Below are 26,221 nucleotides of genomic sequence, written 5' to 3' on the forward strand. Positions count from 1 at the left end.
GCCGACTCCGGTGGCCGGGGCCGGCGGAGTCGGCGCAGCAGGGCCAGCCCGGCCGGCGTGAGGGCCAGCAGTACGGAGAACACGAAGATGCCGGACGCCAGGAGACGGCGCTGGTCGAGGGACGAGATCCGGTCGGCGAGCCCGATGTCGATCTGGGTGAGCAGTGCCGCGGAGAGGTCGGCCGCGGCGGCCTGCATCTCGTCGCGGGCCCGGCCGACCTGCTCCGGGTCGACGCCGGTACGGCCCGACTGCAGCGGCGTCAGCAGGGGCAGCAGGGTGTCGACGGACCGGTTGAACCGGTCCAGCCGGCTGAGCAGCGCGCTGCCGAGACTCTGGCTGCCGGTGCCCTCCACGGCGAGCCGTACGTCGTCGGAGAGGTCCCGCGCGTTGCTGGCCAGCGCCGATCCGGCGGTGCTGACGTCGATCAGCGTCGCCGACCGCTCGGCCGGCGACAGGTCGGACAGCGTGGTCAGGAGGTTGGTGAACCGGGCGGCCGCCACGATGCTCTCCGGCAGCTCCTGGGTCGCGCCGTCACCGAGGTAGTAGAGGTCGGCGTCGGGGTCGCGGACCAGCTTGGAGCTGTTGCGGACCTTGTCCATCAGGGCCAGCAGCAGGTCGCCGACGGTGCCGTAGGCGGCGATGATCTCCGCGTCGTCGCCCTCGGACGGCAGGGCCTCGATCTTGGCGCGCAGCCCGGACCAGCGGTCCTGGGTGCTCAGCCGTTCGCCGAGTTCCCGGTCGACGGCCGCCACCGCGTCGACGGCCCGGCCGAGCTCCTCGGGCGCCGCCTCCCGGTCGTTGACCGCGGCCGAGCCGGCGTTGGTGAGCGCGATCTCCAGCGGGCCCAGGGCCTGGATGTAGCGGACACCGTCGCGCTCCAGCTCGGCGAAGTCGGACTGCTCGCCGACCGACTGCCACACCATCGCGAACAGCGCGGTCACCGACATGGCCAGAAAGATCGGGAGCAGCAGCCGTGCCACGGCGCCGATCGGCCGGCCACGTTGGTGCTGGCGTGCCCTTGCGGTCATCATCGCTCGCTCTCCGGACGGCGTCGCTGCTCGCCCGCCCTTGAACAGTCCGGCCCCGGGAGGCCACAGGTTCGTCGGGAGAACGTACGACTGCGGGAGCGCATGGAGTGACGGCGACTCGACCGAATGTCACCGCGTATCGGCCGATAGATGGAAACGTTCGGTTGCCAGTGAGGTTTGTCACTTTGCAGGCGATCATGAGGCGCGTAGTGTGGCGCACCCCGTCCGGGGCCCCGTTGTCAGCGGAGCCCCGGGCCCTCCGGTCAGCCGGCCGAACCGGTGAAGGCGGGCAGGTAGCCGCTGGCGTAGCCGCTGTTGTTCGGGTGGTACGAGTTGGTGGCCGGGATGAGGGTCACGCCGTTGATCCACGCCGAGGAGGAGCACACCTCGTGCCCGGCGAACTCGTCACGGACCTCGGAGTAGACGAAGCCCGCAGCCTCCGCCCGCTCCTGGATCTTCGCGTCGAGGACCCGGGCGCCGTCGTTGATCGCCGCCTGCTTGGCGGTGCTCAGCGTGCAGCCGGTCGCCGGGGAGGCGTAGATCAGCGGGTACGACAGCACCACCACGCGTGCGCCGGGCGCCTTCGCCTTGATCGCGGCGTAGACCGCGTCCAGTTTGCCGCCGAGGGTGCTCGCCGCGTACGCCTTGGCCTCGTTGACCTTGGCGACACACCCCGAGTCGGTGGTGGTCCAGCAGGTGATCAGGGTCGACGTGAACCCGACGTCGTTGCCACCCACGGTGAGGCTGATCAGGTCGGCGCCGCTGCTGAGCGTCGGCACCTGGCCGGTGCGGACGTCGTCGGTGGTGGCGCCGGTGCAGGCGAGGAACTGGAACGACGCCGGGCTGTTCTTCGCCGCCCACAGTGGTCCGTAGGCGTTGTTGCTGCGCAGGCACGATCCCGACTGCCCGCTCGCGCCGACACCGGAGGAGTAGGAGTCGCCGAGTGCGGCGTAGTCGATGCTGCTGGCCGCTTGCGCGGGCGCGGCGAGTCCCAGGGCGAGTACGGACGTGGTGACGAGACAGGCGAGGGGGGTAGCCCTACTCATCGATGGCCTCCGGTGGCGGTAGCAATGGTTACCGGAGAGTAGATTTCGGTCGTGAGAAAAAGAACATCGTGAATTTCTTGTTACCGGCAGATATCATCAGCGGTTCCCGAGCAGGTCGGGCCGGGGTCTTGCCCGACCCCGGAGTCCAGCTTGAGGCTCCGCAGAGGTTGCTCGCCCAGGCTTGCCCCATGACGAACTCCCCGGCACTCGCCCCCGCCCGCACCGCCGAAGCCTCCCGCCGCCACACCGCCCCGGCGACCGAGCAGTCCGAGCCCGACATCAAGGCCCTGTGGGCGCCGCTGCTCCAGCTGCTCAACGGCTCCCCGACCGGCTACACCCCGTCCCGGTAGGGTTGCGCCGCTCGGCTACTCCTCGAAGGTGAGTCCCGCCGCCGAACGGAGAAGCGATGCGTGCCCTGAGAGCGACCCTCCTCGCCCTGACCGCCATGGTGGCGCTGGCCGCTTGCGGTGGCTACGAGTCCGAGAGCGGCCTGCCGGCCGACACCCAGAAGGCGCTGATCGACCAGGGCCGGATCCGCGAGGGCGAGAACGTGCTCTTCTACACCAGCCGCGGTGAGGACATCGCGGAGGCGGGCGCCTTCTTCACCGAGACGAGGGTCGCGGCGTACTGGCTGGTGGACGGCGACGACGAGGACATCAGCATCGACCTGAAGGACATCACCGCCCTGCAGCTGAAGAACAACGACGACTCCTGGACCCACGCCGACTACGTGACCGTCACCTGGGGCCCCGACAACCAGAAGACGAAGGTGTTCCTGCAGTCCGACGGCGAGGACTTCCCGGAGCACTTCTACGAGGCCCTGAAGAAGCAGTGGGAGAAGACCAGAGCCCCCGCCTGACCGCCGGCGTCACTTTCGTACGGTGCAGGCCGTCACGGCTGTTGCGGCAGGGTCGCTCTCCGATCTGACCTCGACCGTCGCCGCCGGTGCGCCCTTGACGTAGACCTCGACCGAGGCGGACCGGCGCCCTGCCACGGCGACGACCGCCCGGGGCAGCACCGCCCCCGGTGCGGAGATCCGGAAGACGTCGGTGGCCTGGCCGGTGTTGCGGATCGGGACGGTGCACCGGGCCCAGCCGGACGGCCCGGGGCGGGCCGTGGCCGGTGACGCCTTCACGCCACGGACCGACGGGCCGGCGCCGTCGAGGGAGCGGACCGCCACCTCGTACGAGAGCACGCCCTGCCGGTCCCGTTTGCGGTCCAGGACGTAGAAGTGCAACCGGTTGGCCGTGTCCGCGTACTCGAAGAGGCTGCCCGATCCGGTGCCGGCGTGGAACAGCGCGTCGGAGAGCTGCCGGTAGTCCCCGATCGTCATCTTCTGCGGTGTTCCGTCCGGCAGCACGAAGTCGACCTTGTCGATGTCCTGCGGGTTGGCGTCGACGGTCCAGATGAACGGCGCGGAGTCGTTGTTCTTCGTCTTGGCCAGCAGCACACCGGAGTCCGGGGTGAACGAGTCGAAGCCCATCCGGTCGACGACCTCGAGGGTGTAGTTGTGGTAGCCGCCGCCGTCGCAGTAGGGGTCGGTCGCGGTGTTGCAGGCGGGACTGCGGTCGCCGCCGTCCAGGGTGACGTTGATCCCGGCCAGCCGGCCGGGGCCGGGATCGACCGCGCGCGCCGTCACCCGGGTCACCACGACGCCGGACTCGGCCAGGGCCGCACGGGAGAGCTTCAGCACCGCGCTGTCGTCGACGATGCCGAGCTTCATCTTGTTGCGCAGCATGTGCTGCGCGCCCATCGACGAGCCGCCGGTTCCCGGGATCAGCCAGCGGCTGTGCGGTCCGCCGGGGCCGTTGAACGTGCCGCGGCTCAGCATCTCCCACGGTCCGCTGTAGTCGCGGCGGGCCGGGACCGAGTACGGGTTGTTGTAGTTGTCGCCGATGCCGAGGATGTGGCTGAACTCGTGGGCGTACGTCGACATGCCCGAACTCTCCGCCTGCAGTGAACTGCCCTGGGTGGCGTTGGGCCAGATGTTCGCCGAGGCCTGCCAGGAGGTCCACTCGACGTAACGGGTCGCGTTCCAGTTCGTCAGCGACGCGTCCGGTGGGCCGAACTCCTCGCTCACGTCCTCCTTGGTGGTGAACTTCATCGGGCCGAACTCCTGCCAGGTGGCCGACTCGTCCTGGCCGGCCGAGAGGAAGAAGACGAAGTCGTACGAGGCCGCCTCCTGCTCGCCGACTGCCGCGATCCAGGCGGCGCGCGCGTCGGTTCGCAGGTCGCGCCCGCAGACGTCGCCGGCCGGGCAGCCCAGCCCGCGCTGCATGGAGTTCTCGATGCCGTACTCGTGGCTGGCGTGCGGCATCTCGTACACACCGAACGCGCTCAGGTCGATGCCGAAGCGCCCGTTCGAGTCCTCCATCCAGTATTCGTGGATGGTGTGGCCGCGGTTGAGCGTCCCCGGCTTGTTCAGGAAGTCGCGGTAGAACGCCGGCACTTCGGAGCGATCCAGATTCTGTACGCCGGACGGATTCCCGTAGATCGTCGAGTTCGCCGGTTGCGTGACCACGAACGGCTGGTTCGGGTAGTCGACCAGCACCAGCGCCCCGTGGAAGGTGCGTTCCGAGCCGTGCACCGCCGGGTCGGCCCAGTCGGTGCCTGGTACCGCCCGGTAGTCGTCCCAGGTCATCGTGTCCGGCAGCTCGTACCGCTGGGGGTCGATCGGCTGCGGCGTGCCGGCCGGGCCGCCCAGGGTGACCGCCTCGTCGACCTGCCAGGGCTGGGTCTGCGGCCAGTGCCGCATGCGCCACGGCGTGTCCGGGTCCGCGGGCGGCGGTGCGGCCGTCGCCGGTGCGGCGTTGAGGGCGCCGGCCACCACGAGCGCCGCCACGGACAGTGCCGAGAACAACCGTCGCCCCGTCGTCATGGCGTCATCCTGGCAAACTTATCGACACTGCTCAATGGATGGCCGATTTTTTGGAGGTCGGATGAATCTACGCGGACGGGCGGCGGCCGCAGCCGGCGCACTGATCACGGTTGCCACTCTCGCGGTGGGCGGCCCGGCGACCGCCGGCGCCGTCTCGCCACCGGGTGTCACCCACGAGGAGAACCCCCGCGTACCGGAAGGTGCGGTGTGGACGGAAGCCTACTTCCCGTCCGCCGACGACAGCGGCGTCGAGCTCCACGCCGACATCCTGCGGCCGGCGCATCTGCCGTCGCACGCCCGGACACCGGTGATCCTCGCTGTCAGCTCCTACTTCAGCCACGCCGGCCAGACCGGGCCGGAGGGGTGGACCCGGACCGGCCCGTCCAGCCGGTTCGCGGACTTCACCACCGGCACCGGCCTCTTCGCCCGCGGCTACACGTACGTCATGGTCGACCTGCGTGGCTTCGGCGGAAGCACCGGCTGCCTCGACTGGATGGGCCCCGGTGAGCAGGCCGATGTCAAGGCCGCGATCCAGTGGGTGGTGGCTCAGCGGTGGTCGACCGGCAGAGTGGGCATGTACGGCAAGTCGTACGACGCCGTCACCGGGCTCGTCGGCAACAACCTGCGCCTGCCGGCCCTGAAAGCCGTCGTGGCGCAGGAGCCGGTGTGGGACATGTACAACTACCTGTTCAGCAACGGGGTCCCGCGGCCCAACGTGACCGGCACCCCGAACGCCTACAACGGCATCGCCACGATGGCGCCACTACCCGACGACACCTCCCGCTACCAGGCCAACGCTCAGTACGAGCAGAGCCACCCTTCGTGCCTCGTGGACAACCTCACCAACAACAACAATCCCGATCCGGATTCGCCCTACTGGCGGGCCCGCGACCTGGCGGCCCAGGCCAGGGGTACGAACACCCCGCTCTTCGTCACGCAGGGCTTCATCGAGAACAACACCAAGCCCGAGGACATGCAGGAGTTCCTCGACAACCACCACGGCGTCGAGCGGGGCTGGCTGGGGCAGTGGGAGCACGTCCGCGGCAACGAGACCAATGATCAGGGTCAGCTGCTGATGGGCCGCGCCGGGTTCTTCGACGAGGTCATGCGCTTCTACGACCGCTACCTGCTGGGCACCCGGCCGGCGGTGCACGACCCCGCCTACGCCGTCGAGGACAACACCGGCGCGTGGCGCGCCCAGCCGACGTGGCCGGCGCCGTCCTCCCGCACCAGCGCGGCCCTGGCCGACGGGCAGTACGTCGACGACGGCCTCGCCTCGGCACTGGCCGCACCCGCCGCTGCCGAGTGGGACATGGAGCACTACACCGATCCCGCGCCGACCGCCGCCCGGGGTCTCGCGCCGACGTCGAGCTACTTCACCTGGTCCACGCCGGTCGAGTCACCGCTGCGGATCACCGCCACCCCGCGGATCACGGTGCACGCGAGCGCGACGGGCAATGTCATGGTGAAGTTGTGGGACGTCGCCCCGGACGGGACCGCGGTGATGTTCGACGAGAACGTGGCCCTGATCGAACAGGCGGGCCGCGTCGCGTTCGACCTGAAATCCACCGACTGGACCCTCGATGCGGGCCACCAGCTGGGCGTGCAGATCGGGACGATCGGCAGCGGCAGCTGGCGCGACACCCCGAGCGGCAACACCATCGGGATCACCCGCGCCCGGCTGGACCTCGCGCTGCAGAACCCGCGCCTGGACGTGCCGACCCAGGGCGACCGGTCACCGTTCCTCGACACCTACCTGAGGCAGTACACCCGAACCCTCACCGGCGTCGGCCCGGGAACCTTCCCGCTCACCCTGCGCCGGCCCTGACGAGCCGCCAGCCGCCTGCCCGGCCGGGCAGGCGGCTGACAAATCACGGCATGAGCGGTCCTGACCTCGTCCTGGTGCTGCATTACCGCAAGGCGGTGGCAGGTGCACCGAGCCGCAGATCCGGGCCTGGCGGACGGCCCTGACGTCACCCACCTCGCCGGGGGAGCGCACGCCACCGCCGAGCCGGTGCAGACCCTGGACGCCGGCTGGGACATGGCGGCGATCGGTGAGGGCGAGTCGACTCTGCTGAGCTGAACCGATGGACCGTAGACGGCGTGTACCGCTTTGAGGGTGCGTTGCAGTTCCAGGCGGGAGATCCATGTCTGCCATCGGCTTGCTCAGCTTTGCGGCCAGACGCTCCCTGGCCTGCTCGTGCTTCGGAGGTAGTCAGGTGCCAAGAGAATCAGTCGAGTCGCAGCGTACGGGAGGGCTGGGCCTTTTCCTGTTCGCGGCGCCGGCCGTGGTGGAGTCCAGCGTGGCGGCGCTGGCTGCCGCGATGTTCGCGGAGATCGCGGACGTATCGCCTTTGGGCCGGATCGGCACGATTGCTGTCGGCGTTGCGGCAGCCGTGCTGTCGGCGTTCGGCGCGGTTCTTGCCTTTCGACGTACGGTTGGTGCCTTGGCCACGATTGTCGCCCTCGGGCTGGGCGTCGTCGGCGGACTCCTGGCGCTGATCGCTTTTGCTTTCCTCTTCGCCGGTGGAGCATCGCTGATCTTCGGCGTCCTACTGGTGCATGCGGTGTTCTCGATCGCGATGATCGTCCGCGCGGTGACGCACTCCCGATCGGAAGGAGCGACACCGTGAACAGCGACGTGCGACCAGAAGGCCTGCAGCTACTGCATCAGCGGGCCAACCGGTTGCGACGACTGGCGGGTGAACTGACCGCAGCGATCCCGCAAGAGTCCGAGGGTAGCGACTCGACTGGACGGGTATCCGTCTTCATAGGCCCGGCTGGGCTCCCCGTCGAGATCCGGGTCCATGAGGGCTGGGAACGTCGACTCGGACCGGAAGAACTCGGCGCGGCGGTCATGGACGCGTACGCCGATGCCGTCCGCCGGGCTATGCATGCCTGGGCTGGCCGTCTCGACGACGCTCGGTGGTGGAGGCGGCAACGGGACGCGGAGGAGAAACCGGACGTAAGCAGCGCCCCGCTTCCGCCGTTGTCGATGGACGGCCGGGTACGCGCGAACGTCCAGTTCAGCGAACCGGTCCTCCAGGCTTTGCACGCGGCCGGCCGTATCGTGGGGGAGCCGACGGCCTCGGCCGAAGCGTCCGACGACGGAGGCAACGCCATCATCCGGCTCGGTGCGGGCGGTCTGACCGGTTGTGAGATATCGCCGGACTGGGCGCGCAACCGAGAAGGGGCGACGATCAGTGCCGCCCTGGCGAGGGCTCTCATGAACGCGAGCCGTCAAGCGGCCGAGGTTAGGCGGGAGTTGCACCCGGGCCTCGACATGGGTCTCAGTGATGCCTTGGCGACCCTTTCGGCGTTGTCGGACCATTCGCCGAATCGCGGTGATCAGAGATGAGTCTGCCCACCCCGGACGAAGTGTCGGCCGCGACGAGCGTGCTACGCAGCGAAGCCGGCCAGTGGGAGGAGCAGGCCGAACGCCTCAGCGCTCTGAGTACCGAGGCGAGCGGCATGGAGTTCGGCAGACTGGAGGCAGGCCTCTTCCAAGTAATGGTCGGTCCTTACAACGATGTCATTCGGGCCGTCTCCAGCCGCTGTGCTGAGGGGGCGATCGCCATGACAGACATCGCGGCAACCCTCCGCAGAGCTGCGGACACCTACGAAGCCGAGGATCGAACAGGCGCACATCAGATCAAGGACATCTACTGACGGGGAGATCGGCGGTGTTCAGTCAGGCGCAGTACGAAGCTGTCATCCAGGAGATCGATCAGGGGACCAGGACACTTCAGGCCAAGCTCGCCGAGGTGAAGCCTGCCGCGCGGGAGGCGACCGATCGATGGTGGATCGATCCGGTGTCTGCTGAAGCGATCAACTGGGTCGCGGACAAGACCGTCGAGATCGGTACCACGATGCTCGAATGGATCATTGACGTCCTCAAGGGCGCGACCGCCCCGATCTGGATGTTCGTCGACTCCTATCATTGGACTGACCTTCGCGCGGCGGCGAACGCCGTATCCACTGATCTGGCGATGCAGAACCTGGTCATCGACGACTCCGACTGGTCGGGCAACGCCCGTGACAGCTACCTTGTCGTTGCTGGCGCGCAGGCCGGAGCCGCGGCCCGGGTGGGCTCGATCGCGACGACCACCTCCACGACGCTCGCCGGTTGCGCGGCAGCGGGACTGCTGTTCTACATCGCCGTGGCAGCGGTCCTCGCCAAACTGACCGCCGCGACGGTGGCCGCCATTGCGGCGTTCGGCTCGGCGGTCTTCTCCTGGGTCGGGGCTGCACTGGTCATCGAGGAAGCCGGTTTCAACACCGCGGTACTCGCCGGTGCGTCGGCCACGCTTGCCACGTTCCTCGCCGCCCAAGCCGGGGCCATGTCCGTTCTCCACGGGGAAGCGGTGGACCCGGGCGGATTCCCGGGCGGCAACTGGCCGCGGTCGAACAGCGAGCAGTACAGCGACGCGACCGTCGGCGACGGCGACGCTGATTGGTCGCTGAAGGAGGACTGACGTCCTTTCCCACGGCAGTCTCCCAAGCATGCATTCGTGATGAAGGCCTTCGCGGCGCGAAGCAGAGACGAGGACGACCTGCGAACCCCGCCGCCATTCTCGGCATTGCGACTTGGGAGCGTCGACCGTCCGCGTCCAAGTCGGCCCTTGACTGCCGAGTGCACCGTCGAGGACAACGACCTGCGGGAGGAACCATGCAATGGCCAGCCCAACTCCTGACTATTGTGGCCGTGCTCGCTGGTGCCGCTGGCACCTACTTCGTTGGGAAACTCACCGACCGCGACCGTTACGCTCGAGAACTTAGGTTTCGGTGGGACCAGCGCAGGCTCGACGCCTACACCACGTACGTCACGGCCGCCAAGATGGTCGGTGCGATGGCCAACACCATCCTGGATTTGCGCTTGGGTGGGCTTTCGGAAGAAGAGACCATGGAACGTGTAGCTAAGCTCGCTGATCTTGAGATGGAACGGAATCGGGCATTCGAGGCGCTGCCGCTGATCGCAGATGGCGCCACAATCGAAGCCGGTCATCAGCTCAACCACGCCGTATGGGGACTCGAGACGCCGATCAGACAAGGCCGGATAGTCGCCGAGGCGGAGTGGCTAGATCTGGCCGACCATTGGGTGACGGCGCTGAACAACTTCCACGCTGCCGCTCGCGAAAGTCTGAGCGTAGTCGGGACGTTCTCTCGTCGAGACGTTGCTGCTCAGGCGGTCGGTCGACCCGAACGACACAGAATCGACAGTTACCCAGAACTCACTTAGGTAACCGGTCTTAAACGTGGGTTGATCAGGGTTTCTGATCGACCCACGTGGGGTTCTTGTCGTAGCTGATGCCGCCGCACGGCAGGAGGTGAGTCCAGCTGACCGTCAACGGTAGATGCATCGCTTTCCCACCGGCAGGCAGCGCCTTGTCGAACTCGGTCGCCCCCATCCCGTCAATGCATAGCGGCCGATCGATGGATGGTGGCCGGTGGGACGGTCATGGCCATGGGTTCGGAACTCGATCCCCGGGCCCTGGCAAAATGGCGGCCTGGGTGGTGTTGAGTTCGAGGTGCGTTTCGGGGAGCGACCCGGCCGGCATCACCGGTCTGGCCTGCCGCGACGTCACCGGAAACCTCATCCGGACCGGTAGGGCGAAGCAACGGCCGCTCGACGACTTCCCCGGCTTCGCCCTGAAGTGGGACAGGTTCAACGCCCTCGAGATCACGCGCGGCCGCATTTACGCCTGCCCGTAGCAACCTGAACTACTACCTGTTCGTCCGCATGGTGACGTGAGTGCACAGGGCTGTTCGCTCGGGCTAGAGGGGTTCGATGACATAGCCGAATTGAGCGATCGAGCCGGCCCGGTCGATCTCGTCGAGGACATCAGGGGCGAAGCTCGGTAGTGGCGGGTCGTCGGCCCGTCTGCGCCAGCCCGCCATGCGGACCGACTTTAGCTCCAGATCCACCTCGCCGTTCTCGGTGTGAAAGCCGCCGCCCCGCTCGAACAGCAGGATCAGGGGTTCGAAGGGGTCCTCCAGTTCGTGAGGGAGATCGGCGTCTAACGTTGCTCGGACGGCGGCCCAGTGGAGGATGAAGGGCAGTAGACGTTTGACGCTGCGGCTTCCACGGGTGTTCGCCCGGGCCAGAACGTCGTCGATCAGGTTCTGATCGGCACGCACTGTGGAATTTACGCACGCTGCGATGTCGAAGAAGGGGAGCGGGGATTCGCACCCGTAGGCTGCTGCCCAGCGCGCTGCGCGACGGAAGTATTCCTTCAGAAGTACCGCCTTGGACCAGGCTTTGTCGCCGTGGCGTTCCCAATCGATGGCGCTGAGGCGGCTGGCCATGGTGCGTACGGCTTCGTCGGGTGTCATCTGTTCAATCCTCGCAGAGCGGCGGCAACGACTTCATCGAGGTTCGAGAGATCGGCGGCCAGACGCAGATGAGAACCATCGAGGCCGAAGAACCGCCAGTGCGCCAGCGGCGCGTCGGGCCGGTATTGGTGCGGCGCCAGGTCATGCGCCCCAGGGTGATCGCGGCTGAGGATCCGGTCGCCGTCGGCATCGAAGGCGTCGGGATGCGCCGATCGGTAGGGCAGGCCGGCGTCCATGAGCCTGTTCTCCACGTACTCATGGGCAGCCAGGTTGTGGAAGGCTTCTGCCTGCTCCGCGTCAAGCGTTCCGGCGGCGGCGCCGTCCCAGAGGTCGGCGATGTCGTCGTCGGGAGTGAAGTATCCGCGTTCGAAGTGGTTGGGACCCAACGGCACGTCGTGTTGCTGGACGAACAGATTCTGGCGCATGCCTTCGATTACGCGCGGGTCGATGCCGGTGTTCCTGGCGATGGCAGTGGTGTCCTGCGGGCTGTTGCGGATGCGTCGGTACGCCTCGGCGGCTCGTTCGGAGATGCCTTCGCCGTCGTCGATGAAATCGGCGCCGCGCGGGAAGTCAGGTCGGAACTCACTGGTTGGCGGGCTGGTGGGGTCGGTGCGGGCCAGGTCGTGGGTGCGGGCGCGCAGCGTGGTGAAGATGTCGCTGAGTCTGCCGAGCATGGGGTGCAGCCGGCGGAGGCTGGTGAGCAGTGCTCGGACGAAGTGCTGGATCTTGTTGGCCCAGGTGGTGACGAGGGTGGCGACCTGGCCGGCGACGACGGGGGTGGCGATGCCGAGGGTGAGTCCTTCGGCGGCGAGCCATTCGGGTAGGCGGACGGCGAGAGTGCCGATGAAGGCGGCGATCAGATCGCGGACGATGCCGCGGACCAGGGCGACGAGGAGGCCGGCGCCTTCCACGGCGTACGAGATGCCTTGTGCCGCGGTGGACAGCGTTTCCAGGACGTGCAGGTGTGCGTCGGCGTGCCGGCGGTAGGCGTCGCCGGAGGCGCCGAACCAGTCGGCGACCTCGGTGCGGATCTGGTCGGTGTATTGCTGGCGGGCTTGTGCGGTGAATGTGGCGACGTTGGCCCAGGTTGCGGCGTGGGCGGCGACTTCGTCGGCGTTGCCGGCGAGCCAGTCCAACGCTTCTTTGAGCGGCTTGACATGTTCCATCAGCCAGGCCACGCCCCAGGAAGCCAGTGTGCCCAGTGGGTCGATGGCCAGCGACAGCGTGTCGAGGGTGGCGCCGACGCCGCCGAGGGCCGGATCGACCCAGCTGTGGTTACGGATGCCGTTGGTGATGTCGGCGGCGTCCTCGACCAGGCCGAGGCCGGTGTACGACGTGGTCGAATCGCCACTGTGGGCCACCAGCGGATTGCTGCTCACGGCGACGGCCGGCCGGCGTCACGGATGCTGTCGCCGGCAGTGGTGTCCGTCGCGGTGATGCTGGCGGCCGCCGCGCGCAGGTGGTGTGCGGTCCCCCGCAGCGACTCGCCGGTGTCGGTGAGGGCACTGGCGGCCTCGGCGAAGATCGGGCTCAGCAGGCCGGGCAGGAACTGGCACAGCTGTCCGTAGGCCTGGGGGTCCATGGTGACCTCGCGGACGGCGGACCGGGCCTGTTCGACGGCGTCGGCCACCGCGTCGGTGCTGCCGGCATGCCGCAACACGTCTTCGGCCGGGAAGCGCAGCAGCTCTTCACCAGGCACGGCGGTCGGGGCGCTCGTCGTCGGGCGGTGCGGGAAAGCGGGTCGTGAAGGAGTGGAGGACCGCTCGCCCGGTTTCGGTGTCCAGGCCGACGGTCTGACGGATCTGCTCGGTGACCTGCGCCGTGAGGTGTGCCTGTGCCTGCCGGATCAGGGTCATGATGTGTCGGCTGAGCTCTGCGCCGGTCGTCTGCAGGGCTTGATCGTCGAGTCCGAGCGATTCCAATGCCCCGGAGGATCCGACCGTGAGGGTGATGGATCGGTCCCGGGTGCTGGCGTTGCCGGTCAGCCCCGCCACGCGGCGGGACAGCTCGACGGTGCGAGAAGCCTGGGCATCGACGCCGGCCACCCACGAGTCCAGCCATTCCTCGGCGGAATCGAGGTTCTCCATGGCAACCAACCTATGGATGTCGATGTCGATGCCACAACCCCGCCCTCGAGTGGTCGTCATCCCCGCGGCCGCGGCGATCCGGCTGGCAGAATCTCCGCATGGCTGGTCTGGATCTCGTTCTCGTGCTGCGCTATCGCAAGGCGGTGACGTACGGCTTTCACGCGCTGCTGGGTGCACTGGGCCAGCACGAGACCGCGACCCGGTACGAGGTGCGCTTCGGTGAGAGCGTCGAGGAGACCGCACAGCACATCAGGGAGGCCGGCAACGTCCGTACTCTCGTCCTCTGGTCCTTCTACTCGCCGGACGCGGCAGCGTTGGCCGAGGAGCTGAGTCAGATCCGCCAGCTGGCCGGCGGCCCGAATGTGACGCACCTGGCCGGGGGAGTGCACGCCACCGCCGAGCCGGTGCAGACGCTCGATGCGGGCTGGGACATGGCGGCGATCGGGGAGGGCGAGTCGACGCTGCTCAGCCTGGTCGATGCCAAGGGTGACCCGACCGGGATCACCGGCCTGGCCTACCGGGACGCCACCGGCAACCTGATCAGGACCGGCAAAGCGAAGCAGCGCGACCTCAACGACTTCCCCGGCTTCGCCCTGAAGTGGGACAAGTTCAACGCCCTGGAGATCACGCGCGGATGTATCTACGCGTGCCGGTTCTGCCAGACCCCGTTCATGTTCTCCGCGAAGTTCCGGCATCGGAGTCTGGAGAACATCCGCTGGCACGTCGATCAGATGCGGGCCCGTGGTCTGCGGGACGTCCGGTTCATCACGCCGACGGCGCTCTCCTGGGGTACGCAGACCGAGGAACCCGACCTGGCCGCGATCGAGGAGATGCTCGCCTCCTGCAAGGAGGGGATCGGGCCGGAGGGGCGGGTGTTCTTCGGCTCGTTCCCGAGTGAGATCCGGCCCGAGCACGTCAGCCGGGAGGCGTTGCGCCTGGTCAAGAAGTACTGCGCCAACAACAACATCATCGTGGGCGCGCAGTCGGGCTCGGACCGGGTTCTCGATGCGGCCAAGCGTGGCCACGGTGTCGAGGAGGTCAAGCGGGCCGCCCGCCTCGGGATCGAGGAGGGCTTCCGGATCAACGTCGACATGATCTTCGGGATGCCGGGTGAGAACGCGGACGACGTCGAGGACTCACTGACCCTGGCCCGTGACCTGGCCGATCTCGGCGCCCGGATCCACGCGCACACGTTCATGCCGCTGCCGGGCACCCCGTGGCGGGACGCCCCGCCCGGCGACGTGGACCCGGCGACGATCCGCGAGGTGGACCGGCTGTCGCGGCGCGGCGCCCTCTACGGCCACTGGCAGAAACAGCGCGACCACGCGGTCCGGCTGGCCGCGGCGGCCGAGGCCTACCCCCGGCCGGGCCGCTCCCGCACGATCCTGCCGACGGTTCAGCCGCGCGACGCCTGCTGAACGGATCGTCCGAGTCCGGCGGCCCGTTCCAGATGGGCGGCCCGGTCCGGTCCGCCGAGCACCACGAACTCCGACGACTCGGCGCGCGCCCCGATCCGGTCGTCGATCATCACGGTACGCATGGCCTGGTAGTGGCCACGGGCCCGCAGTTCCTCGACGGTGTAGCCGGCCGTGCACAGCACGATCGCGCGCTTCGCCGGCCGTACCACCATAGGTTTGTATGCCCATCCGACGGTCCACACCCGGTCGAACCAGCCTTTCAGGATCGCCGGGCAGTCCGCCCACCAGACCGGGTAGACGAACGCCCACACGTCGGCCGCCGCGAGGCGGGCCTGCTCGGCGGCTACGTCGGCGGGCACCGGGTCCGCGGCCGTCCGCGCATACTCCGCGGCGCTCATGACCGCTTCAAAACCGACGGCATGAAGATCGGTCAGGGTGTACGACGAAAGCCCGCCCAGAAACACGTCGAGGACCGAGCGGGTGAAACCGCCCGTCGACGGATGGGCGTAGACGACATGGACCTGGCTCACCGGCCGATCCTCGCATTGTCCGCTGCGTTCGGTGATGATGCCCTCACGCGTCAGCGTATCGAGGAGGTGCGATGAGACCGGTTCTGCGCAGGCTCGACGAGATCGCCGCGGTCCTGAGGGAACGGGACGACGTGATCGCCCTGCTCGGCCTCGGGTCGTGCGGCGCCCAGCCGGCCCGTCTGGACGACCACTCCGACCTGGACTTCTACGTGATCGTGGCGGACGGGGCGGGATGGCGTTACCTGGACCGGACGGACTGGCTGGAGGAGCCGGCCCCGGTCACCTACCTCTTCACCCACCAGCGCGGCGGGCGCCGGGCCCTCTACGCCGACGGTGTCCTCGTCGAGTACCGGGTGCTGACCGTCGCCGAACTGTCCCGGACACCGTTCTCCGGCGCGCGGACCGTGTGGCGCCGCCCCGGGACTCCGGCGGACCTGGTCACCTCGGGTGCCCCGGTTCCGCGGCCACCGTTCGACACCGAGGACTACCACCTCAACGACGCCCTGGTCAGCCTCTACATCGGCCTGCACCGGGAGTTGCGCGGCGAGCGCCTGGCCGCGGCCCGGCTGATCCAGCACCGGGCCGTCGACGCGGTGATCGCGTTGTTGCGCCTGGGCGGCGGCGAACCCCCGTACCGTGATGCCTTCGAACCGGCCCGCCGCATCGAACGCGCCTATCCGTCGGACGTCCTCCCGCTGGCCGCGATGGTCCCCGGCTATGCCGGGAATGTGGCAGCCGCCCGGTTCACCTTCGCGTGGCTGGCCAGGCGCTACCCTGTGCCGCCGGGGATCGGGGAGGCGCTGCGCGAACTGATCCGTTCGGTCGATGTTCGATGATCTTCGGAGCGAGCACTGTCGATGTCATGCCCGAGGTCGTTCCGAAATGGCGTGCCGTCGTCCTCGACTTCGTCGAGCGGGCCGGCTGGTCCGCCGGCCAGGTGTTCGTCGCGACCCTGCTGGCCGGCGGGGTCGGCTCGGTGATCAACCTGCCGTGGAGGTATGCGCTGACCCTCGCCGTCAGCGCGTTCGTCTCGTCGCTGGTGCTGACCGCCGTGCAGTACCTGTCGAAGCTGACGAACCTCGCCTTCTGGCCCGACCTGCTGGTCCGCCTGGCGAAGACGTTCCTCGCGGCGCTGTCCGGCTCGATGGTGGCCGGGGTCTTCGACATCACCTCGTTCGACTGGGAGAGCGCCCTCAACATCGCCTTCGTCGCGACCGTGGGCTCGTTCGGCAAGGGCCTGCTGGCCCGCGAGCCGGCCGCGCCGAACGGGCAGGTTCCACCCGGCGCCAGCCCGTCCACCCTGCCGATGGGCACCTACCGGGAGGCGGTCGACCACGCCCCGCCGCCGCCGACCATCGACGCGACGAACCCCCCGGACGGTCCTGTCTGAGGCACGGCCAGCCGGACGTCGGACAGGTTACGGCGGGCTCAGTAGCCGATGGGCAGGCCGGCGTAGTTCTCGGCGAGCCCGGTGGCGCCCGCCCGGCTGCCGGCGACCCACCGCAGCTGTGACAGCTGCAGCTCGGCGTCGAACGGGTCGCCCGAGGTGTGCAGCATCGTCGTCATCCACCAGGAGAAATGTGTGCAGCGCCAGACCCTGCGCTGCGCGTCGTCGGAGTACGCGTCGGCGTACACCCCGTCGTTGTCCTTGATCTTGGCGATGAGGGCCCTGCTGAGTAGGGCGACGTCGGCGATCGCGAGGTTGAGGCCCTTGGCGCCGGTCGGCGGGACGATGTGCGCGGCGTCGCCGGCCAGATAGAGGTGGCCGTGCCGCATCGGCGTCTGCACGTAACTGCGCATCGGCAGCACGCTCTTGTCGGTGATCGGGCCCGGGGTGAGTTTCCAGCCGTCCTGCCCGTGCCCGAGTCGCTTCGCCAACTCGTCCCAGATCCGGTCGTCGGACCACGACTGCGGATCGGTGCCGTTGGGAACCTGCAGATAGAGGCGGCTCACGCTCTCCGAACGCATGCTGTGCAGGGCGAAACCGTCCGGGTGCCAGGCATAGATCAGCTCGTCGGTGGACGGCGCCACGTCGGCGAGGATCCCGAACCAGGAGTACGGGTACACCTTCTCGTGGACGGTCGCGGCGGGGACGGCGGCGCGGCTGGGCCCGAACGAGCCGTCACAGCCGGCGATGACCGCGGCGTCGATCCGTCGTGCGGCGCCCGAGGCGTCGGTGAACGTGACGTAGGGCCGGTCGTCCAGGGAGTGCAGCGCCACGTCCGACACCTCGTAGTGGATCTCCTGGCCGGCCGCCCGGCGCGCCGCGATCAGGTCCTTCTGCACCTCGGTCTGGCCGTAGACCCACACGCTGCGGCCGGTCAGGTCGACGAAGTCCAGGTGGTGCCGCTCGCCCGGCCACTGCAGGTAGATGCCCCGGTGCTCGTCACCCTCGGCCCGGATCCGGGCGCCGAGCCCGGCCGCCTCGAGCAGCTCGACGCTGGAGTGCTCCAGGATGCCGGCGCGGATGCGGGCCGCGACGTACTCCTCCGAGCGGGTCTCCAGGACGACGGACTCGACTCCGCCCTGGGCGAGGAGGTGTGACAGAAGCAGGCCGGCGGGGCCGGCGCCGATGATGGCGACCTGGGTACGCATGCCCTCAGCGTCGTGTCCCGGACCGGCGGGACACAAGACCCTATTTCCACTGAACGGAAGCGAGGGTACGGCTGATCCCGTGCGCCGCCACCTGGAGTGCCGACACCAGCCGGGGGAGTTGACGTCGCAGGTCGGGCACCACCATGCCGAGCGCCGCCACCACCACGTCGCCGTTGCGCACCGGCACCGCCACCGAACACGCGCCGAGGCTCATCTCCTCGCCGGTGGTGGCGTAACCCTCGGCCCGGACCCGGCGCAGCTGCTCCAGCAGGCGGGCCGGCTGGGTCACGGTGTACGCGGTGATCCTGGTCAGGTTCTGCAGGACCTCCACCCGGACCTCCTCCGGGGCGTACGCCAGCAGCACCTTCCCGACCCCGGTGGCGTGCATCGGCAGGCGCGACCCGACCCGGCTGACCACCGGCACCGACACGTGGCCGGCCAGCCGCTCCACATACAGCACCTCCAGCCCGTCGCGGACCGCCAGATGCACGGTGGCCAGGGTGGTGCCGTACAGATCGTGCAAAAATGGCGAAGCGGCCTGACGTAGGCCGCTCTGCACCGGGGCGAGCAGGCCCAGCTGCCAGATCCGGCGGCCGATCACATAATCCCCGCCCGGCTCGCGGGCCAGCGCACCCCACCGGTGCAACTCGCCGACCAGCCGGTGCGCGGTGGCCAGCGGGAGACCGGCGCGGCGGGCCAGATCAGTCAGGGAGAGACTGCGATTCTCCCCGTCGAAGGCGCCGAGGATGTCCAGCGCACGCGACGTGACGGTGGCGCCCACCGCTCCCTCCTTCCGTTGAGTGGAAGAATTTTATCGCCGACGGCCGTCCGACCGCCTAGCGTCCGGAGCGTGAACACGGAGTCGTCACAAGCTGACATCAACCGGGAGATCGAGGCGGCGGCCCAGCATCCGGGCGGCCCACAGCCGAAGATCGACTACGCCCCGTACCGCAGCAGCATCCTGCGGCACCCGAAACAGCCGGCCCACCTCGTCGACCCGGAGTCGGTCGAACTGTGGGCGCCCGTCTTCGGCCACCGCGACGTCGCCGACGACGAGGCCGACCTGACCATCCAGCACGCCGGCACCCCGCTCGGCGAACGCATGGTGGTCACCGGCCGGGTGCTCGACGGCGACGGCCGCCCGGTCGCCAACCAGCTCGTCGAGGTGTGGCAGGCCAACGCCGCGGGCCGCTACCGGCACCAGCGCGACCAGCATCCGGCCCCGCACGACCCGAACTTCACCGGCGTCGGCCGGATGCTCACCGGACCCGACGGCACCTACCGGTTCCAGACGATCAAGCCCGGGCCGTACCCGTGGCGCAACCACATCAACGCATGGCGTCCCGCGCACATCCACTTCTCGATCTTCGGTACGGACTTCACCCAGCGCCTGGTCACCCAGATGTACTTCCCCGGCGACCCGCTGTTCGCGCTCGACCCGATCTACCAGTCGATCACCGACCCGAAAGCCCGGGAACTGCTGATCGCCCAGTACGACCACGACGTCACCACCCCCGAGTGGAGCACCGGCTACCGCTGGGACATCGTGCTCACCGGTACCCACCGCACCCCGCTCGAATCCGACGTCTCCGACCTTGAGGAAGAAGCATGAGCGCCGTCCCCGGCCAGACCGTCGGCCCGTTCTTCCACCTGGGCCTGGAATACGACGGAATGAACGAGCTGGTCCCGCCGAGCCACCCGAAAGCGGTCCGGCTGCACGGCCACGTCTACGACGGCAACGGCGCACCGGTCCCCGACGCGGTCATCGAGATCTGGCAGGCCGACCCGCAGGGCCACATCCCGCGCCAGCCCGGTTCGCTGCGCCGCGACGGCTGGACCTTCACCGGCTGGGGGCGCGCCGCCACCGACCCCGACGGCCACTACCAGTTCGCCACCCTCGAACCCGGCGCCACCGAAGCCGGCCGGGCCCCGTTCTTCGCCGTCACCGTCTTCGCCCGGGGCCTGCTGGACCGCCTGTTCACACGCGCGTACCTCCCCGACGACACCGCCACACTGGCCTCGGACCCGCTGCTCAGCGCCGTCGCCCCGGACCGCCGCGGCACCCTGATCGCGACCCGGTCGCCGTCCGCCCTGACCTTCGACATCCATCTGCAGGGCGAGGGCGAGACCGTCTTCCTCACCTACCCCCGCCTACGAACCGCATGGTCCTGACCAGCCGCCACGCCACCCCACGCTCCCCTACCGCCACCGCCACCACCGCCATGCCCGTCCGCCGTCCCCGCGCATCGCAGGGCGCATCGCGGATCGCGGATCGCATCGCACATCGCAGGCGCATCGCAGGGCGCATTGCGCACCGCACGGCGCATCGCGGATCGCATCGCGCATCGCAGGCGCATCGCAGGGCGCATTGCGCGTCGCAGGGCGCATCGCGCACCGCATTGCGCACCGCACGGCGCATCGCGCACCGCACGGCGCATCGCGGATCGCATCGCGCATCGCAGGCGCATCGCAGGGCGCATTGCGCGTCGCAGGGCGCATCGCGCACCGCACGGCCACCGTGCATGGCGCTCCGCCACCGTGCCCGGTGCCCGGTGCCCGGTGCCCGGTGCCCGGTGCATCGCGTATCGCGCACGGCGCACCGCCGCAGGTCCTGTCGCCCTCGCTGGCCCCAGCCGCGGATCTTGCGCGGTTCTTCCCCACGCCGCCGATCTTGGCGAGTTCACCACCGCCAGAGGTGGAGAAAGCCGCAAGATCGGCGCTGGAGGTGCTGGAGGTGCTGGAGGTGCTGGAGGTGCTGGACAGCGCGGGGCGCCGTGTAGCGGGCAGATGGCTGGGGTGGGCGGTGCTGAGTGAGGGCGGGAGTGTCTGGTGACTGCTCTGCTGCGGGTGGATCTTGCACGGTTCTTCCCCGCGACGCCGATCTTGGAGACTTCACCACCGCGAGGGGTGGAGAAAGCCGCAAGATCGGCGCGGCAGGCGGGGCGCGGCAGGCGGGGCGCGGGAGGTGCGGGCGCGGGAGGTGCGGGCGCGGGAGGTGCGGGGGCGCGGCCGGATGGCTGGGTGGGCGGTGCTGAGTGAGGGCGGGAGTGTCTGGTGACTGCTCTGCTGCGGGTGGATCTTGCGCGGTTCCTCTCCGCGACGCCGATCTTGAGGGCTTCGCCACCGCGAGGGGTGGAGAAAGCCGCAAGATCGGCGCGGCAGCTCGAGGCGGCGCGGGACGGCAGGGGCGGCCGTGGGGCGGCGCGGTGATGGCGCGGGACAGGTGCGGGAGGGCGCGGGCTGCGGAAGGGCGTGGGACGGGTACGGCAAGGCGCGGAACGGCAGGGCGGCCGTGGGGCGGGCTTGCTGGAGGGCGTGGGACGGCAGGGGGGTCGTGGGTGGCTGCTGGAGGGCGCGCGGGATGGCTGCTGGAGGGCTCGCGGGACAGATGCGGGACGGCTGCGGGAGGGCGCGCGGGATGGCTGCTGGAGGGCGCGCGGGACAGATGCGGGGCGGCTGCGGGAGGGCGCGCGGGATGGCTGCTGGAGGGCGCGCGGGGCGGGTGCGGGAGGGTGTGGGGTGGGGGATGGCCGGGTGGGTGGTGCTGGAGTGAGAGTGGGAGTGGACGGTGAGTGATCTGCTGTGGCCGGGGGATGACCGGGCCGGTGACGTCTTCGCCGACGCGTCGGTTCTGGCGGCGATGGTGCGTGCCGAAGCCGCCTGGCTGGACGCGCTCGTGCGGCACGGTGTCGCCCCGTCCGGGGCCGCCGACGGTCTGGACGGCCTGATCGGACCCGACGACGCGGCCCTGGTGGCGGCCGGTGCCGAAGCGGGCGGCAATCCGCTGATCCCGTTGCTGAAACTGCTCCGCAAGCGGCTGGAGTCCCGTAACCCGGTCGCCGCGCAGTGGCTGCACAAGGGATTGACCAGCCAGGACGTGATCGACACGGCTCTGGTTCTGTGTCTGCGGGACGCCAGCGACCGCATCCGCGCCGACCTGGCCGTCCAGACCGCCGCCCTGATCCGGCTGGCCGACGGGCACCGGGAGACGCTGATGCCCGGGCGGACACTGACGCAGTACGCCGTACCGATCACTTTCGGTCTTAAAGCAGCAACCTGGCTCACCGGAAACCTGGACGCGCGGGATCGCCTGGCCGCCGCCGCGTCGTTGCCCGCGCAGATCGGCGGCGCCGCCGGCAGCCTTGCCGCGCCGGTCGCCCTGGCCGGTTCGCCGATCGTGGTCCGCGGCCTGATCGAGACCGCCGCCGCCTCCCTCGACCTGCCGGTCCGCGATCCCTGGCACACCGCCCGGGCGCCGTTCACCGGTTTCGCCGATGCCTTGGTGACCTGCACCGACGCGTGGGGCCGGATCGCCAACGACGTCCTCGTCGGCGCCCGCCCGGAGGTTCACGAACTGTCCGAGGGTGCGGTTGCCGGCCGTGGCGGTTCGTCGGCGATGCCGAACAAGCAGAACCCGGTTCTGTCGATCCTGATCCGCCGTGCCGCTCTGGCCGCCCCGTTCCTGGCCGCCACCGTGCACGCCGGCGCGGCCGCGGCCGTCGACGAACGGCCGGACGGTGGCTGGCACGTCGAATGGTCGACGCTGCGCACGCTGGCCCGCCGCACGGTGACCGCCGGTTCGCAGACCGCGGAGCTGCTGGCCGGTCTCCAGGTGGAGACGTCGTGGATGACCGCGAACCTGGCCGCCGCCCGCCCCGGCATCGACGCCGAACAACGCTCGATGACCCCGGACACCGGCCCCTATCTCGGTGCCACGGACCAGATCATCGACGCCGTTCTGGCCCGCGCCGGGGAAGGCCGGAGGGGAGACCTGTGCTGACCGCGATGATCTTCACCGGCGCTGTTCTGGCCCGCGCCAGGCAAGAGCGGAGGGGAGACCTGTGCTGACCGCGATGATCTTCACCGGCGCCGTTCCGGGCCGGGCCGGGGAAAGCCGAGAGGGAGAGCTGTGCTGACCGCGACCACCTTCACCGATGCGCCCGGGAGGCCGTTGCTGCTGCTCGGCCCGTCCGTCGGGACCAGCGCCGCGACCCTCTGGACGGCGTGCGCCGAGCGCCTGTACGGCCGCTACCACGTGGTCGGCTGGGATCTGCCCGGTCACGGCGCGAGTGCCCCGGCGACCGGCCCGTTCACGATGGCCGACCTGGCCCGCGACGTGCTGGCGCTGGCCGACCGGATCCGGCCCGGGGAGATGTTCGCCTATGCCGGTGACTCGATCGGCGGCGCGGTGGGCCTGCAACTGTTGCTGGACGCGCCGGACCGGGTCGCCGCCGCCGCACTGCTCTGTACCGGCGCGCGGATCGGCGAGCCGGCGATGTGGCACGACCGGGCGGAACTGGTCCGGGCCGAGGGTGTCGAGGCGGTGGTGGCCGGTGCCCGGGAGCGCTGGTTCGCGCCGGGCCCCGAGCCGGCGGCGGCGGAGTCGCTGATCGCGGCGCTGCGGGCCACCGACGCGGAGAGTTACGCGCGGGCGTGCGAGGCGCTGGCCGATTTCGATGTACGGGACCGGCTGGCCGAGATCGCCGTCCCGGTGCTGGCCGTGGCCGGGGGGCACGACAAGCCGACCCCGCCGGACAGTCTCCGCGCGATCGCCGACGGTGTCCTGCACGGCCGGCTCGTGGTCCTCGACGGTGTCGCCCACCTGGCGCCGGCGGAGAACCCGGAGGTGGTGGCTTTCCTGCTCGATCAGCACTTCGACGAGACCCGGTCGGCGGGCATCACGGTCCGCCGGGAGGTGCTCGGCCCGGCGCACGTGGACCGGGCCACCGCCGGGACGACCGCGTTCACCCGCGACTTCCAGGACATGATCACCCGGTACGCCTGGGCGGAGATCTGGACCCGTCCCGGCCTGGCCCGCCGTGACCGCTCCCTGATCACCCTCACCGCTCTGATCGCTCTCGGACATCACGAGGAATTGGCGATGCATGTGCGGGCGGCCCGTACCAACGGCCTGTCCGATGACGAGATCAAGGAGCTGATCCTGCAGACCGCGATCTACTGCGGTGTACCGGCCGCGAACACTGCGTTCCGCATCGCGCAGAAGGTGCTGGCCGAACCATGAGCCGGTCCGGCCGGCGACCGTCGAGCCGGGCCCGTAGGTGACACGGTGTGATAGCTGTTGGCGCCATGTTCGCCGGGATGCGTCCGGGAGGGCTCGTTCGGCCGCAAGGCCAACGGCCGGCTGAGCCGTCAGCCCCAGATGCGGGTGCGCCGGGCGTAGGAGCGGGTGGCCACCGCCAGTGCCGGAACCCAGAGCGCGAACTGGGCGATGCCGTAGACGCCGGTCCACGGGCTGAAGATCGCGTCCGGAGAGTCCCACTGGGCCATCATCAGCACGGCGGCGAGCAGCAGGTAACCGCCCAGTGCCGCGGCCAGGGCGTATCCCGGGGCGATCAGGAACCGGCGGGGGACCCGCTGCCCGCTCCACGGCGTCCACTCGGGGAAGACCGTCCCCCACGGCCGGATCAGCGCGCAGGCGTGCACCGCCGGGAGGACGGCGAGTGCGGTGAGGGTCCACAGGTAGAAGCCACCGCCGTCGGCGTGCCAGGGCCGGAACAGCTCCGGGTCCGCGAAGAGCGGGATGCCGGCGGCCCACACGATGTGCAGTGGCATGAATCCGAGGGTGGCGGACAGCGCCGCGACGCGTCCGGCGAGCACCGCCCGTCGGCCGGGCGGTGGTACCTCGGGTCTTCTGATGACGACGGCCGTGTTCCGGATCTCCCCGTGAATGCTCATGGAGGCATTCTTATGGAACCTGCCAGTTCCGCGCCGTCCCGTATTCGACCCATTCCGGGCATGGCGGGGCAGCGGCACCGGCCCGGAGAACGTCCGGGGACTCGGTGCCGCTGCCGACGTGCTCAGCCGCGGCGGGGACCGTGGCTGGAACTGCTCCTCCGGCCGGCGGAGGGTGCGGGGAGTGAGGTGGGGCTGCCTCGTCTCCCCTGGAAGGAGAGGCACTGCGTGGACGGAGCCGTGCCACGCGGGGGTTTTCTGCCTCCGTTCTGCGGTGGGGGACGGCGTGGGATTCTGGGAGCGCTCCCACTTAATCGCACTGTAACAAAAATGAACCGGGTAGGGGAGGGGTTCAGGTCGTGGCAGTGCAGGTGATCGTCGGCGTGGAGGCCGTGCCCGAGCCGAGGAACCCGAAGCTCGTGCTGGCGCCCGCCGCCACGGCGCCGTTGTAGGACACATTGGTCGCGGTGACCGTGTTGCCGCTCGTGGTCAGTGTCGCGTTCCACGCCTGGGAGATCGGCGGCGTGCCGGGGTAGGTGAGCGTCACCTTCCAGGTCTTGATCGCGGCGCTGCCGGCGGTCACCTTGACCTCGCCCTGGAATCCGCCGGACCACTGCGACGTGACCGTCTGGGTGGCGGCGCAGGAGCCGGTGACCGGCGGGTTCGAGGTGCTGGGCGAGACCGACGTGGACGGCGACGGCGAGTTCGACGGCGACGGCGGGTTCGAGGGGGAGGGCGACGACGAGGTCGACGGTGACGGGTTGGTGGTGCCGCCGAAGTTCACGTCACTGCAGAAGTAGTACGACTGGTCCAGGTGGCTGGCCTGCCAGATCGTGTAGATCATGGCCCGCCCGGACCGTCCGGAGACACTCGCCGGGATGTCCATCTGCACGCCGTTGGACAGCTGCTGCGTCCACTGTGCGGCCGGGGTGTTCGGCACCGTCTTGATGAGTTCCAGGTCGGACCACTTGAGCGCGGTCGTGACCGGGTTGTATCCGGCCTTGGTCACGTAGACCCGGATGTAGTCGGCACCGTGCCGTGCCCCGTCGAACAGCGACACGGTGAACGAGTTGCCGATCGACGTGGCCTTCCAGTCGCCGACCACGTCCATGGCGTTGTAGCGGCCGCTCTCGGTGTGTCCGGCGCTGCACAGCTGACCGTCCGGGATGACGGTCTCGTGCTGGCCGGCCACGCCTTCGCGGAACAGGCCGTTCCAGTTCCACATGGCGTTGGGGTTGGCCTGCCACGCCTGCCAGCACATCGGGTCCTCGGTCGCCATGACCGGGTCCTGGAACCGGGAGCCCCAACGTTCCCAGCAGCCGTAGTTGCGGGAGGCGGGACTGACGATGTTGCCGTGTGCGGCGGCCGGGCCGCTCTGCACGGCGAGGACGGCGAACGTCGCGGCGAGAGCGGCGACGACCGCGGAGATCAAGAATTTGACGCGTACGGGTTTGAGCATCTGAACTCAGCACTCCTGAGCTCGGGACCGTTGTCGGAAACGGCCCGCCTGCGGTGGACGGCCCGCGAGCTGCCCAGGCTCGCGCGCGCCGCGTGGCTCCGGCGGCAGTGCTGGCCACAGCCTCGCCTAATGATCGAGAGAAGTCAATATGAAA

29 protein-coding genes are annotated in these 26,221 nt (G+C 69.5%); 17 read left to right on the forward strand and 12 right to left on the reverse strand.

Going from position 1 to position 26,221, the window contains the following annotated elements; genetic code table 11:
- Together ACFO0C_RS31915 and ACFO0C_RS31920 are read right to left on the reverse strand one after the other, a co-directional pair.
- Positions 1-1,028, reverse strand: a 1,028-nt coding sequence (locus ACFO0C_RS31915) for a hypothetical protein (RefSeq protein WP_378070432.1), incomplete at its 3' end; no start/stop codon positions are given.
- A 263-nt stretch (positions 1,029-1,291) separates the two neighbouring features.
- On the reverse strand, positions 1,292-2,074 hold the full coding sequence (locus tag ACFO0C_RS31920; RefSeq protein ID WP_378070433.1) for an SGNH/GDSL hydrolase family protein: 783 nt from the start codon (positions 2,072-2,074) through the stop codon (positions 1,292-1,294).
- Between the two features lie 188 nt (positions 2,075-2,262).
- Here ACFO0C_RS31920 and ACFO0C_RS31925 point away from each other — a divergent pair, with 188 nt between their 5' ends.
- On the forward strand, positions 2,263-2,424 hold the full coding sequence (locus ACFO0C_RS31925) for a hypothetical protein (protein WP_378070434.1): 162 nt from the start codon (positions 2,263-2,265) through the stop codon (positions 2,422-2,424).
- 56 nt (positions 2,425-2,480) lie between these two features.
- Positions 2,481-2,933 (forward strand): hypothetical protein, encoded by a 453-nt coding sequence (locus ACFO0C_RS31930; RefSeq protein WP_378070435.1) that lies wholly within the window; start codon positions 2,481-2,483, stop codon positions 2,931-2,933.
- A gap of 9 nt (positions 2,934-2,942) precedes the next feature.
- Here ACFO0C_RS31930 and ACFO0C_RS31935 read toward each other — a convergent pair whose 3' ends face one another.
- Positions 2,943-4,952 carry a M6 family metalloprotease domain-containing protein gene (locus ACFO0C_RS31935; RefSeq protein WP_378070436.1) on the reverse strand — a complete coding sequence of 670 codons (2,010 nt, stop codon included), beginning with the start codon at positions 4,950-4,952 and terminating at the stop codon, positions 2,943-2,945.
- Positions 4,953-5,013: 61 nt separating this feature from the next.
- On the opposite strand from ACFO0C_RS31935, the gene ACFO0C_RS31940 reads away from it, so the two are divergent.
- From ACFO0C_RS31940 to ACFO0C_RS31970, 7 genes are all read left to right on the forward strand, one after another.
- Positions 5,014-6,780, forward strand: a complete 1,767-nt coding sequence (locus ACFO0C_RS31940) for a CocE/NonD family hydrolase (protein ID WP_378070437.1) — start codon at positions 5,014-5,016, stop codon at positions 6,778-6,780.
- A 102-nt stretch (positions 6,781-6,882) separates the two neighbouring features.
- Complete coding sequence (locus tag ACFO0C_RS31945) at positions 6,883-7,035, forward strand: hypothetical protein (protein ID WP_378070438.1); 153 nt, start codon at positions 6,883-6,885, stop codon at positions 7,033-7,035.
- 220 nt (positions 7,036-7,255) lie between these two features.
- Positions 7,256-7,585, forward strand: a complete 330-nt coding sequence (locus ACFO0C_RS31950; RefSeq protein ID WP_378070439.1) for a hypothetical protein — start codon at positions 7,256-7,258, stop codon at positions 7,583-7,585.
- Positions 7,582-8,310, forward strand: a complete 729-nt coding sequence (locus ACFO0C_RS31955) for a hypothetical protein (RefSeq protein ID WP_378070440.1) — start codon at positions 7,582-7,584, stop codon at positions 8,308-8,310. Before ACFO0C_RS31950 ends, ACFO0C_RS31955 begins: the two co-directional genes overlap by 4 nt.
- On the forward strand, positions 8,307-8,621 hold the full coding sequence (locus ACFO0C_RS31960) for a type VII secretion target (protein WP_378070441.1): 315 nt from the start codon (positions 8,307-8,309) through the stop codon (positions 8,619-8,621). The genes ACFO0C_RS31955 and ACFO0C_RS31960 overlap by 4 nt, the downstream gene beginning before the upstream one ends.
- Before the next feature lie 14 nt (positions 8,622-8,635).
- On the forward strand, positions 8,636-9,427 hold the full coding sequence (locus ACFO0C_RS31965; protein ID WP_360327385.1) for a hypothetical protein: 792 nt from the start codon (positions 8,636-8,638) through the stop codon (positions 9,425-9,427).
- Between the two features lie 230 nt (positions 9,428-9,657).
- Positions 9,658-10,191, forward strand: coding sequence for a hypothetical protein (locus tag ACFO0C_RS31970; RefSeq protein ID WP_378070442.1), 534 nt, complete (start codon positions 9,658-9,660; stop codon positions 10,189-10,191).
- A 536-nt stretch (positions 10,192-10,727) separates the two neighbouring features.
- On the opposite strand, the gene ACFO0C_RS31975 is transcribed toward ACFO0C_RS31970, so the two are convergent.
- Genes ACFO0C_RS31975 through ACFO0C_RS31990 form a run of 4 tightly spaced genes read right to left on the reverse strand, consistent with a single transcriptional unit; the run spans position 10,728 to position 13,372 of the window.
- Positions 10,728-11,285 (reverse strand): hypothetical protein, encoded by a 558-nt coding sequence (locus ACFO0C_RS31975; protein ID WP_378070443.1) that lies wholly within the window; start codon positions 11,283-11,285, stop codon positions 10,728-10,730.
- On the reverse strand, positions 11,282-12,664 hold the full coding sequence (locus tag ACFO0C_RS31980) for a hypothetical protein (protein ID WP_378070444.1): 1,383 nt from the start codon (positions 12,662-12,664) through the stop codon (positions 11,282-11,284). The genes ACFO0C_RS31975 and ACFO0C_RS31980 overlap by 4 nt, the downstream gene beginning before the upstream one ends.
- Complete coding sequence (locus tag ACFO0C_RS31985; protein ID WP_378070445.1) at positions 12,661-12,984, reverse strand: type VII secretion target; 324 nt, start codon at positions 12,982-12,984, stop codon at positions 12,661-12,663. Before ACFO0C_RS31985 ends, ACFO0C_RS31980 begins: the two co-directional genes overlap by 4 nt.
- Positions 12,974-13,372, reverse strand: coding sequence for a hypothetical protein (locus tag ACFO0C_RS31990; protein ID WP_378070446.1), 399 nt, complete (start codon positions 13,370-13,372; stop codon positions 12,974-12,976). Before ACFO0C_RS31990 ends, ACFO0C_RS31985 begins: the two co-directional genes overlap by 11 nt.
- A 98-nt stretch (positions 13,373-13,470) precedes the next feature.
- On the opposite strand from ACFO0C_RS31990, the gene ACFO0C_RS31995 reads away from it, so the two are divergent.
- Positions 13,471-14,790: a TIGR04013 family B12-binding domain/radical SAM domain-containing protein gene (locus tag ACFO0C_RS31995; RefSeq protein ID WP_378070447.1), complete on the forward strand. Its 1,320-nt coding sequence runs from the start codon at positions 13,471-13,473 to the stop codon at positions 14,788-14,790.
- Here ACFO0C_RS31995 and ACFO0C_RS32000 read toward each other — a convergent pair.
- Positions 14,769-15,320 (reverse strand): NAD(P)H-dependent oxidoreductase, encoded by a 552-nt coding sequence (locus tag ACFO0C_RS32000; protein WP_378070448.1) that lies wholly within the window; start codon positions 15,318-15,320, stop codon positions 14,769-14,771. The two genes, ACFO0C_RS31995 and ACFO0C_RS32000, sit on opposite strands and share 22 nt — an antisense overlap.
- A 71-nt stretch (positions 15,321-15,391) precedes the next feature.
- Here ACFO0C_RS32000 and ACFO0C_RS32005 point away from each other — a divergent pair, with 71 nt between their 5' ends.
- Positions 15,392-16,156: a hypothetical protein gene (locus ACFO0C_RS32005; protein ID WP_378070449.1), complete on the forward strand. Its 765-nt coding sequence runs from the start codon at positions 15,392-15,394 to the stop codon at positions 16,154-16,156.
- A 26-nt stretch (positions 16,157-16,182) separates the two neighbouring features.
- Positions 16,183-16,710: a holin gene (locus ACFO0C_RS32010; protein WP_378070450.1), complete on the forward strand. Its 528-nt coding sequence runs from the start codon at positions 16,183-16,185 to the stop codon at positions 16,708-16,710.
- Positions 16,711-16,748: 38 nt separating this feature from the next.
- On the opposite strand, the gene ACFO0C_RS32015 is transcribed toward ACFO0C_RS32010, so the two are convergent.
- Together ACFO0C_RS32015 and ACFO0C_RS32020 are read right to left on the reverse strand one after the other, a co-directional pair.
- Positions 16,749-17,915 (reverse strand): 4-hydroxybenzoate 3-monooxygenase, encoded by a 1,167-nt coding sequence (locus ACFO0C_RS32015; protein WP_378070451.1) that lies wholly within the window; start codon positions 17,913-17,915, stop codon positions 16,749-16,751.
- Positions 17,916-17,955: 40 nt separating this feature from the next.
- The gene (locus ACFO0C_RS32020) at positions 17,956-18,696 is read right to left on the reverse strand and encodes an IclR family transcriptional regulator (RefSeq protein ID WP_378070452.1); all 741 of its coding nucleotides are present in this window, start codon (positions 18,694-18,696) and stop codon (positions 17,956-17,958) included.
- Between the two features lie 69 nt (positions 18,697-18,765).
- Between ACFO0C_RS32020 and pcaH the strand changes: the two genes are divergently transcribed.
- The 5 genes from pcaH (at position 18,766) to pcaDC (ending at position 23,937) form a co-directional block, all read left to right on the forward strand.
- Positions 18,766-19,527, forward strand: coding sequence for a protocatechuate 3,4-dioxygenase subunit beta (gene pcaH / locus ACFO0C_RS32025; RefSeq protein ID WP_378070453.1), 762 nt, complete (start codon positions 18,766-18,768; stop codon positions 19,525-19,527).
- Positions 19,524-20,087, forward strand: coding sequence for a protocatechuate 3,4-dioxygenase subunit alpha (pcaG, locus tag ACFO0C_RS32030; protein ID WP_378070454.1), 564 nt, complete (start codon positions 19,524-19,526; stop codon positions 20,085-20,087). The genes pcaH and pcaG overlap by 4 nt, the downstream gene beginning before the upstream one ends.
- Before the next feature lie 523 nt (positions 20,088-20,610).
- Positions 20,611-20,748 (forward strand): hypothetical protein, encoded by a 138-nt coding sequence (locus tag ACFO0C_RS32035; RefSeq protein WP_378070455.1) that lies wholly within the window; start codon positions 20,611-20,613, stop codon positions 20,746-20,748.
- A 735-nt stretch (positions 20,749-21,483) separates the two neighbouring features.
- Positions 21,484-22,695 (forward strand): lyase family protein, encoded by a 1,212-nt coding sequence (locus ACFO0C_RS32040; protein ID WP_378070456.1) that lies wholly within the window; start codon positions 21,484-21,486, stop codon positions 22,693-22,695.
- A 129-nt stretch (positions 22,696-22,824) separates the two neighbouring features.
- Positions 22,825-23,937 carry a bifunctional 3-oxoadipate enol-lactonase/4-carboxymuconolactone decarboxylase PcaDC gene (gene pcaDC / locus ACFO0C_RS49060; RefSeq protein WP_449191353.1) on the forward strand — a complete coding sequence of 371 codons (1,113 nt, stop codon included), beginning with the start codon at positions 22,825-22,827 and terminating at the stop codon, positions 23,935-23,937.
- 128 nt (positions 23,938-24,065) lie between these two features.
- Here the strand turns inward: pcaDC and ACFO0C_RS32055 are convergent, their stop codons facing one another.
- Positions 24,066-24,611: a hypothetical protein gene (locus ACFO0C_RS32055; RefSeq protein ID WP_378070457.1), complete on the reverse strand. Its 546-nt coding sequence runs from the start codon at positions 24,609-24,611 to the stop codon at positions 24,066-24,068.
- A 349-nt stretch (positions 24,612-24,960) separates the two neighbouring features.
- On the reverse strand, positions 24,961-26,067 hold the full coding sequence (locus ACFO0C_RS32060) for a lytic polysaccharide monooxygenase auxiliary activity family 9 protein (protein ID WP_378070458.1): 1,107 nt from the start codon (positions 26,065-26,067) through the stop codon (positions 24,961-24,963).
- Between the last annotated feature and the right edge of the window lie 154 nt (positions 26,068-26,221).

The organism is Actinoplanes subglobosus, from assembly GCF_042650585.1.
GTDB classification, from domain to species: Bacteria; Actinomycetota; Actinomycetes; order Mycobacteriales; family Micromonosporaceae; genus Actinoplanes; species Actinoplanes subglobosus.

Excerpts from the sequence above, each read along its gene's own strand:
- ACFO0C_RS31920 (WP_378070433.1), bottom strand. The coding sequence starts at position 2,074 with ATGAGTAGGGCTACCCCCCTCGCCTGTCTCGTCACCACGTCCGTACTC.
- ACFO0C_RS31925 (WP_378070434.1), top strand. The coding sequence starts at position 2,263 with ATGACGAACTCCCCGGCACTCGCCCCCGCCCGCACCGCCGAAGCCTCC.
- ACFO0C_RS31930 (WP_378070435.1), top strand. The coding sequence starts at position 2,481 with ATGCGTGCCCTGAGAGCGACCCTCCTCGCCCTGACCGCCATGGTGGCG.
- ACFO0C_RS31935 (WP_378070436.1), bottom strand. The coding sequence starts at position 4,952 with ATGACGACGGGGCGACGGTTGTTCTCGGCACTGTCCGTGGCGGCGCTC.
- ACFO0C_RS31940 (WP_378070437.1), top strand. The coding sequence starts at position 5,014 with ATGAATCTACGCGGACGGGCGGCGGCCGCAGCCGGCGCACTGATCACG.
- ACFO0C_RS31960 (WP_378070441.1), top strand. The coding sequence starts at position 8,307 with ATGAGTCTGCCCACCCCGGACGAAGTGTCGGCCGCGACGAGCGTGCTA.
- ACFO0C_RS31975 (WP_378070443.1), bottom strand. The coding sequence starts at position 11,285 with ATGACACCCGACGAAGCCGTACGCACCATGGCCAGCCGCCTCAGCGCC.
- ACFO0C_RS31990 (WP_378070446.1), bottom strand. The coding sequence starts at position 13,372 with ATGGAGAACCTCGATTCCGCCGAGGAATGGCTGGACTCGTGGGTGGCC.
- ACFO0C_RS31995 (WP_378070447.1), top strand. The coding sequence starts at position 13,471 with ATGGCTGGTCTGGATCTCGTTCTCGTGCTGCGCTATCGCAAGGCGGTG.
- ACFO0C_RS32005 (WP_378070449.1), top strand. The coding sequence starts at position 15,392 with ATGAGACCGGTTCTGCGCAGGCTCGACGAGATCGCCGCGGTCCTGAGG.
- ACFO0C_RS32010 (WP_378070450.1), top strand. The coding sequence starts at position 16,183 with ATGCCCGAGGTCGTTCCGAAATGGCGTGCCGTCGTCCTCGACTTCGTC.
- ACFO0C_RS32015 (WP_378070451.1), bottom strand. The coding sequence starts at position 17,915 with ATGCGTACCCAGGTCGCCATCATCGGCGCCGGCCCCGCCGGCCTGCTT.
- pcaG (WP_378070454.1), top strand. The coding sequence starts at position 19,524 with ATGAGCGCCGTCCCCGGCCAGACCGTCGGCCCGTTCTTCCACCTGGGC.
- ACFO0C_RS32055 (WP_378070457.1), bottom strand. The coding sequence starts at position 24,611 with ATGAGCATTCACGGGGAGATCCGGAACACGGCCGTCGTCATCAGAAGA.
- ACFO0C_RS32060 (WP_378070458.1), bottom strand. The coding sequence starts at position 26,067 with ATGCTCAAACCCGTACGCGTCAAATTCTTGATCTCCGCGGTCGTCGCC.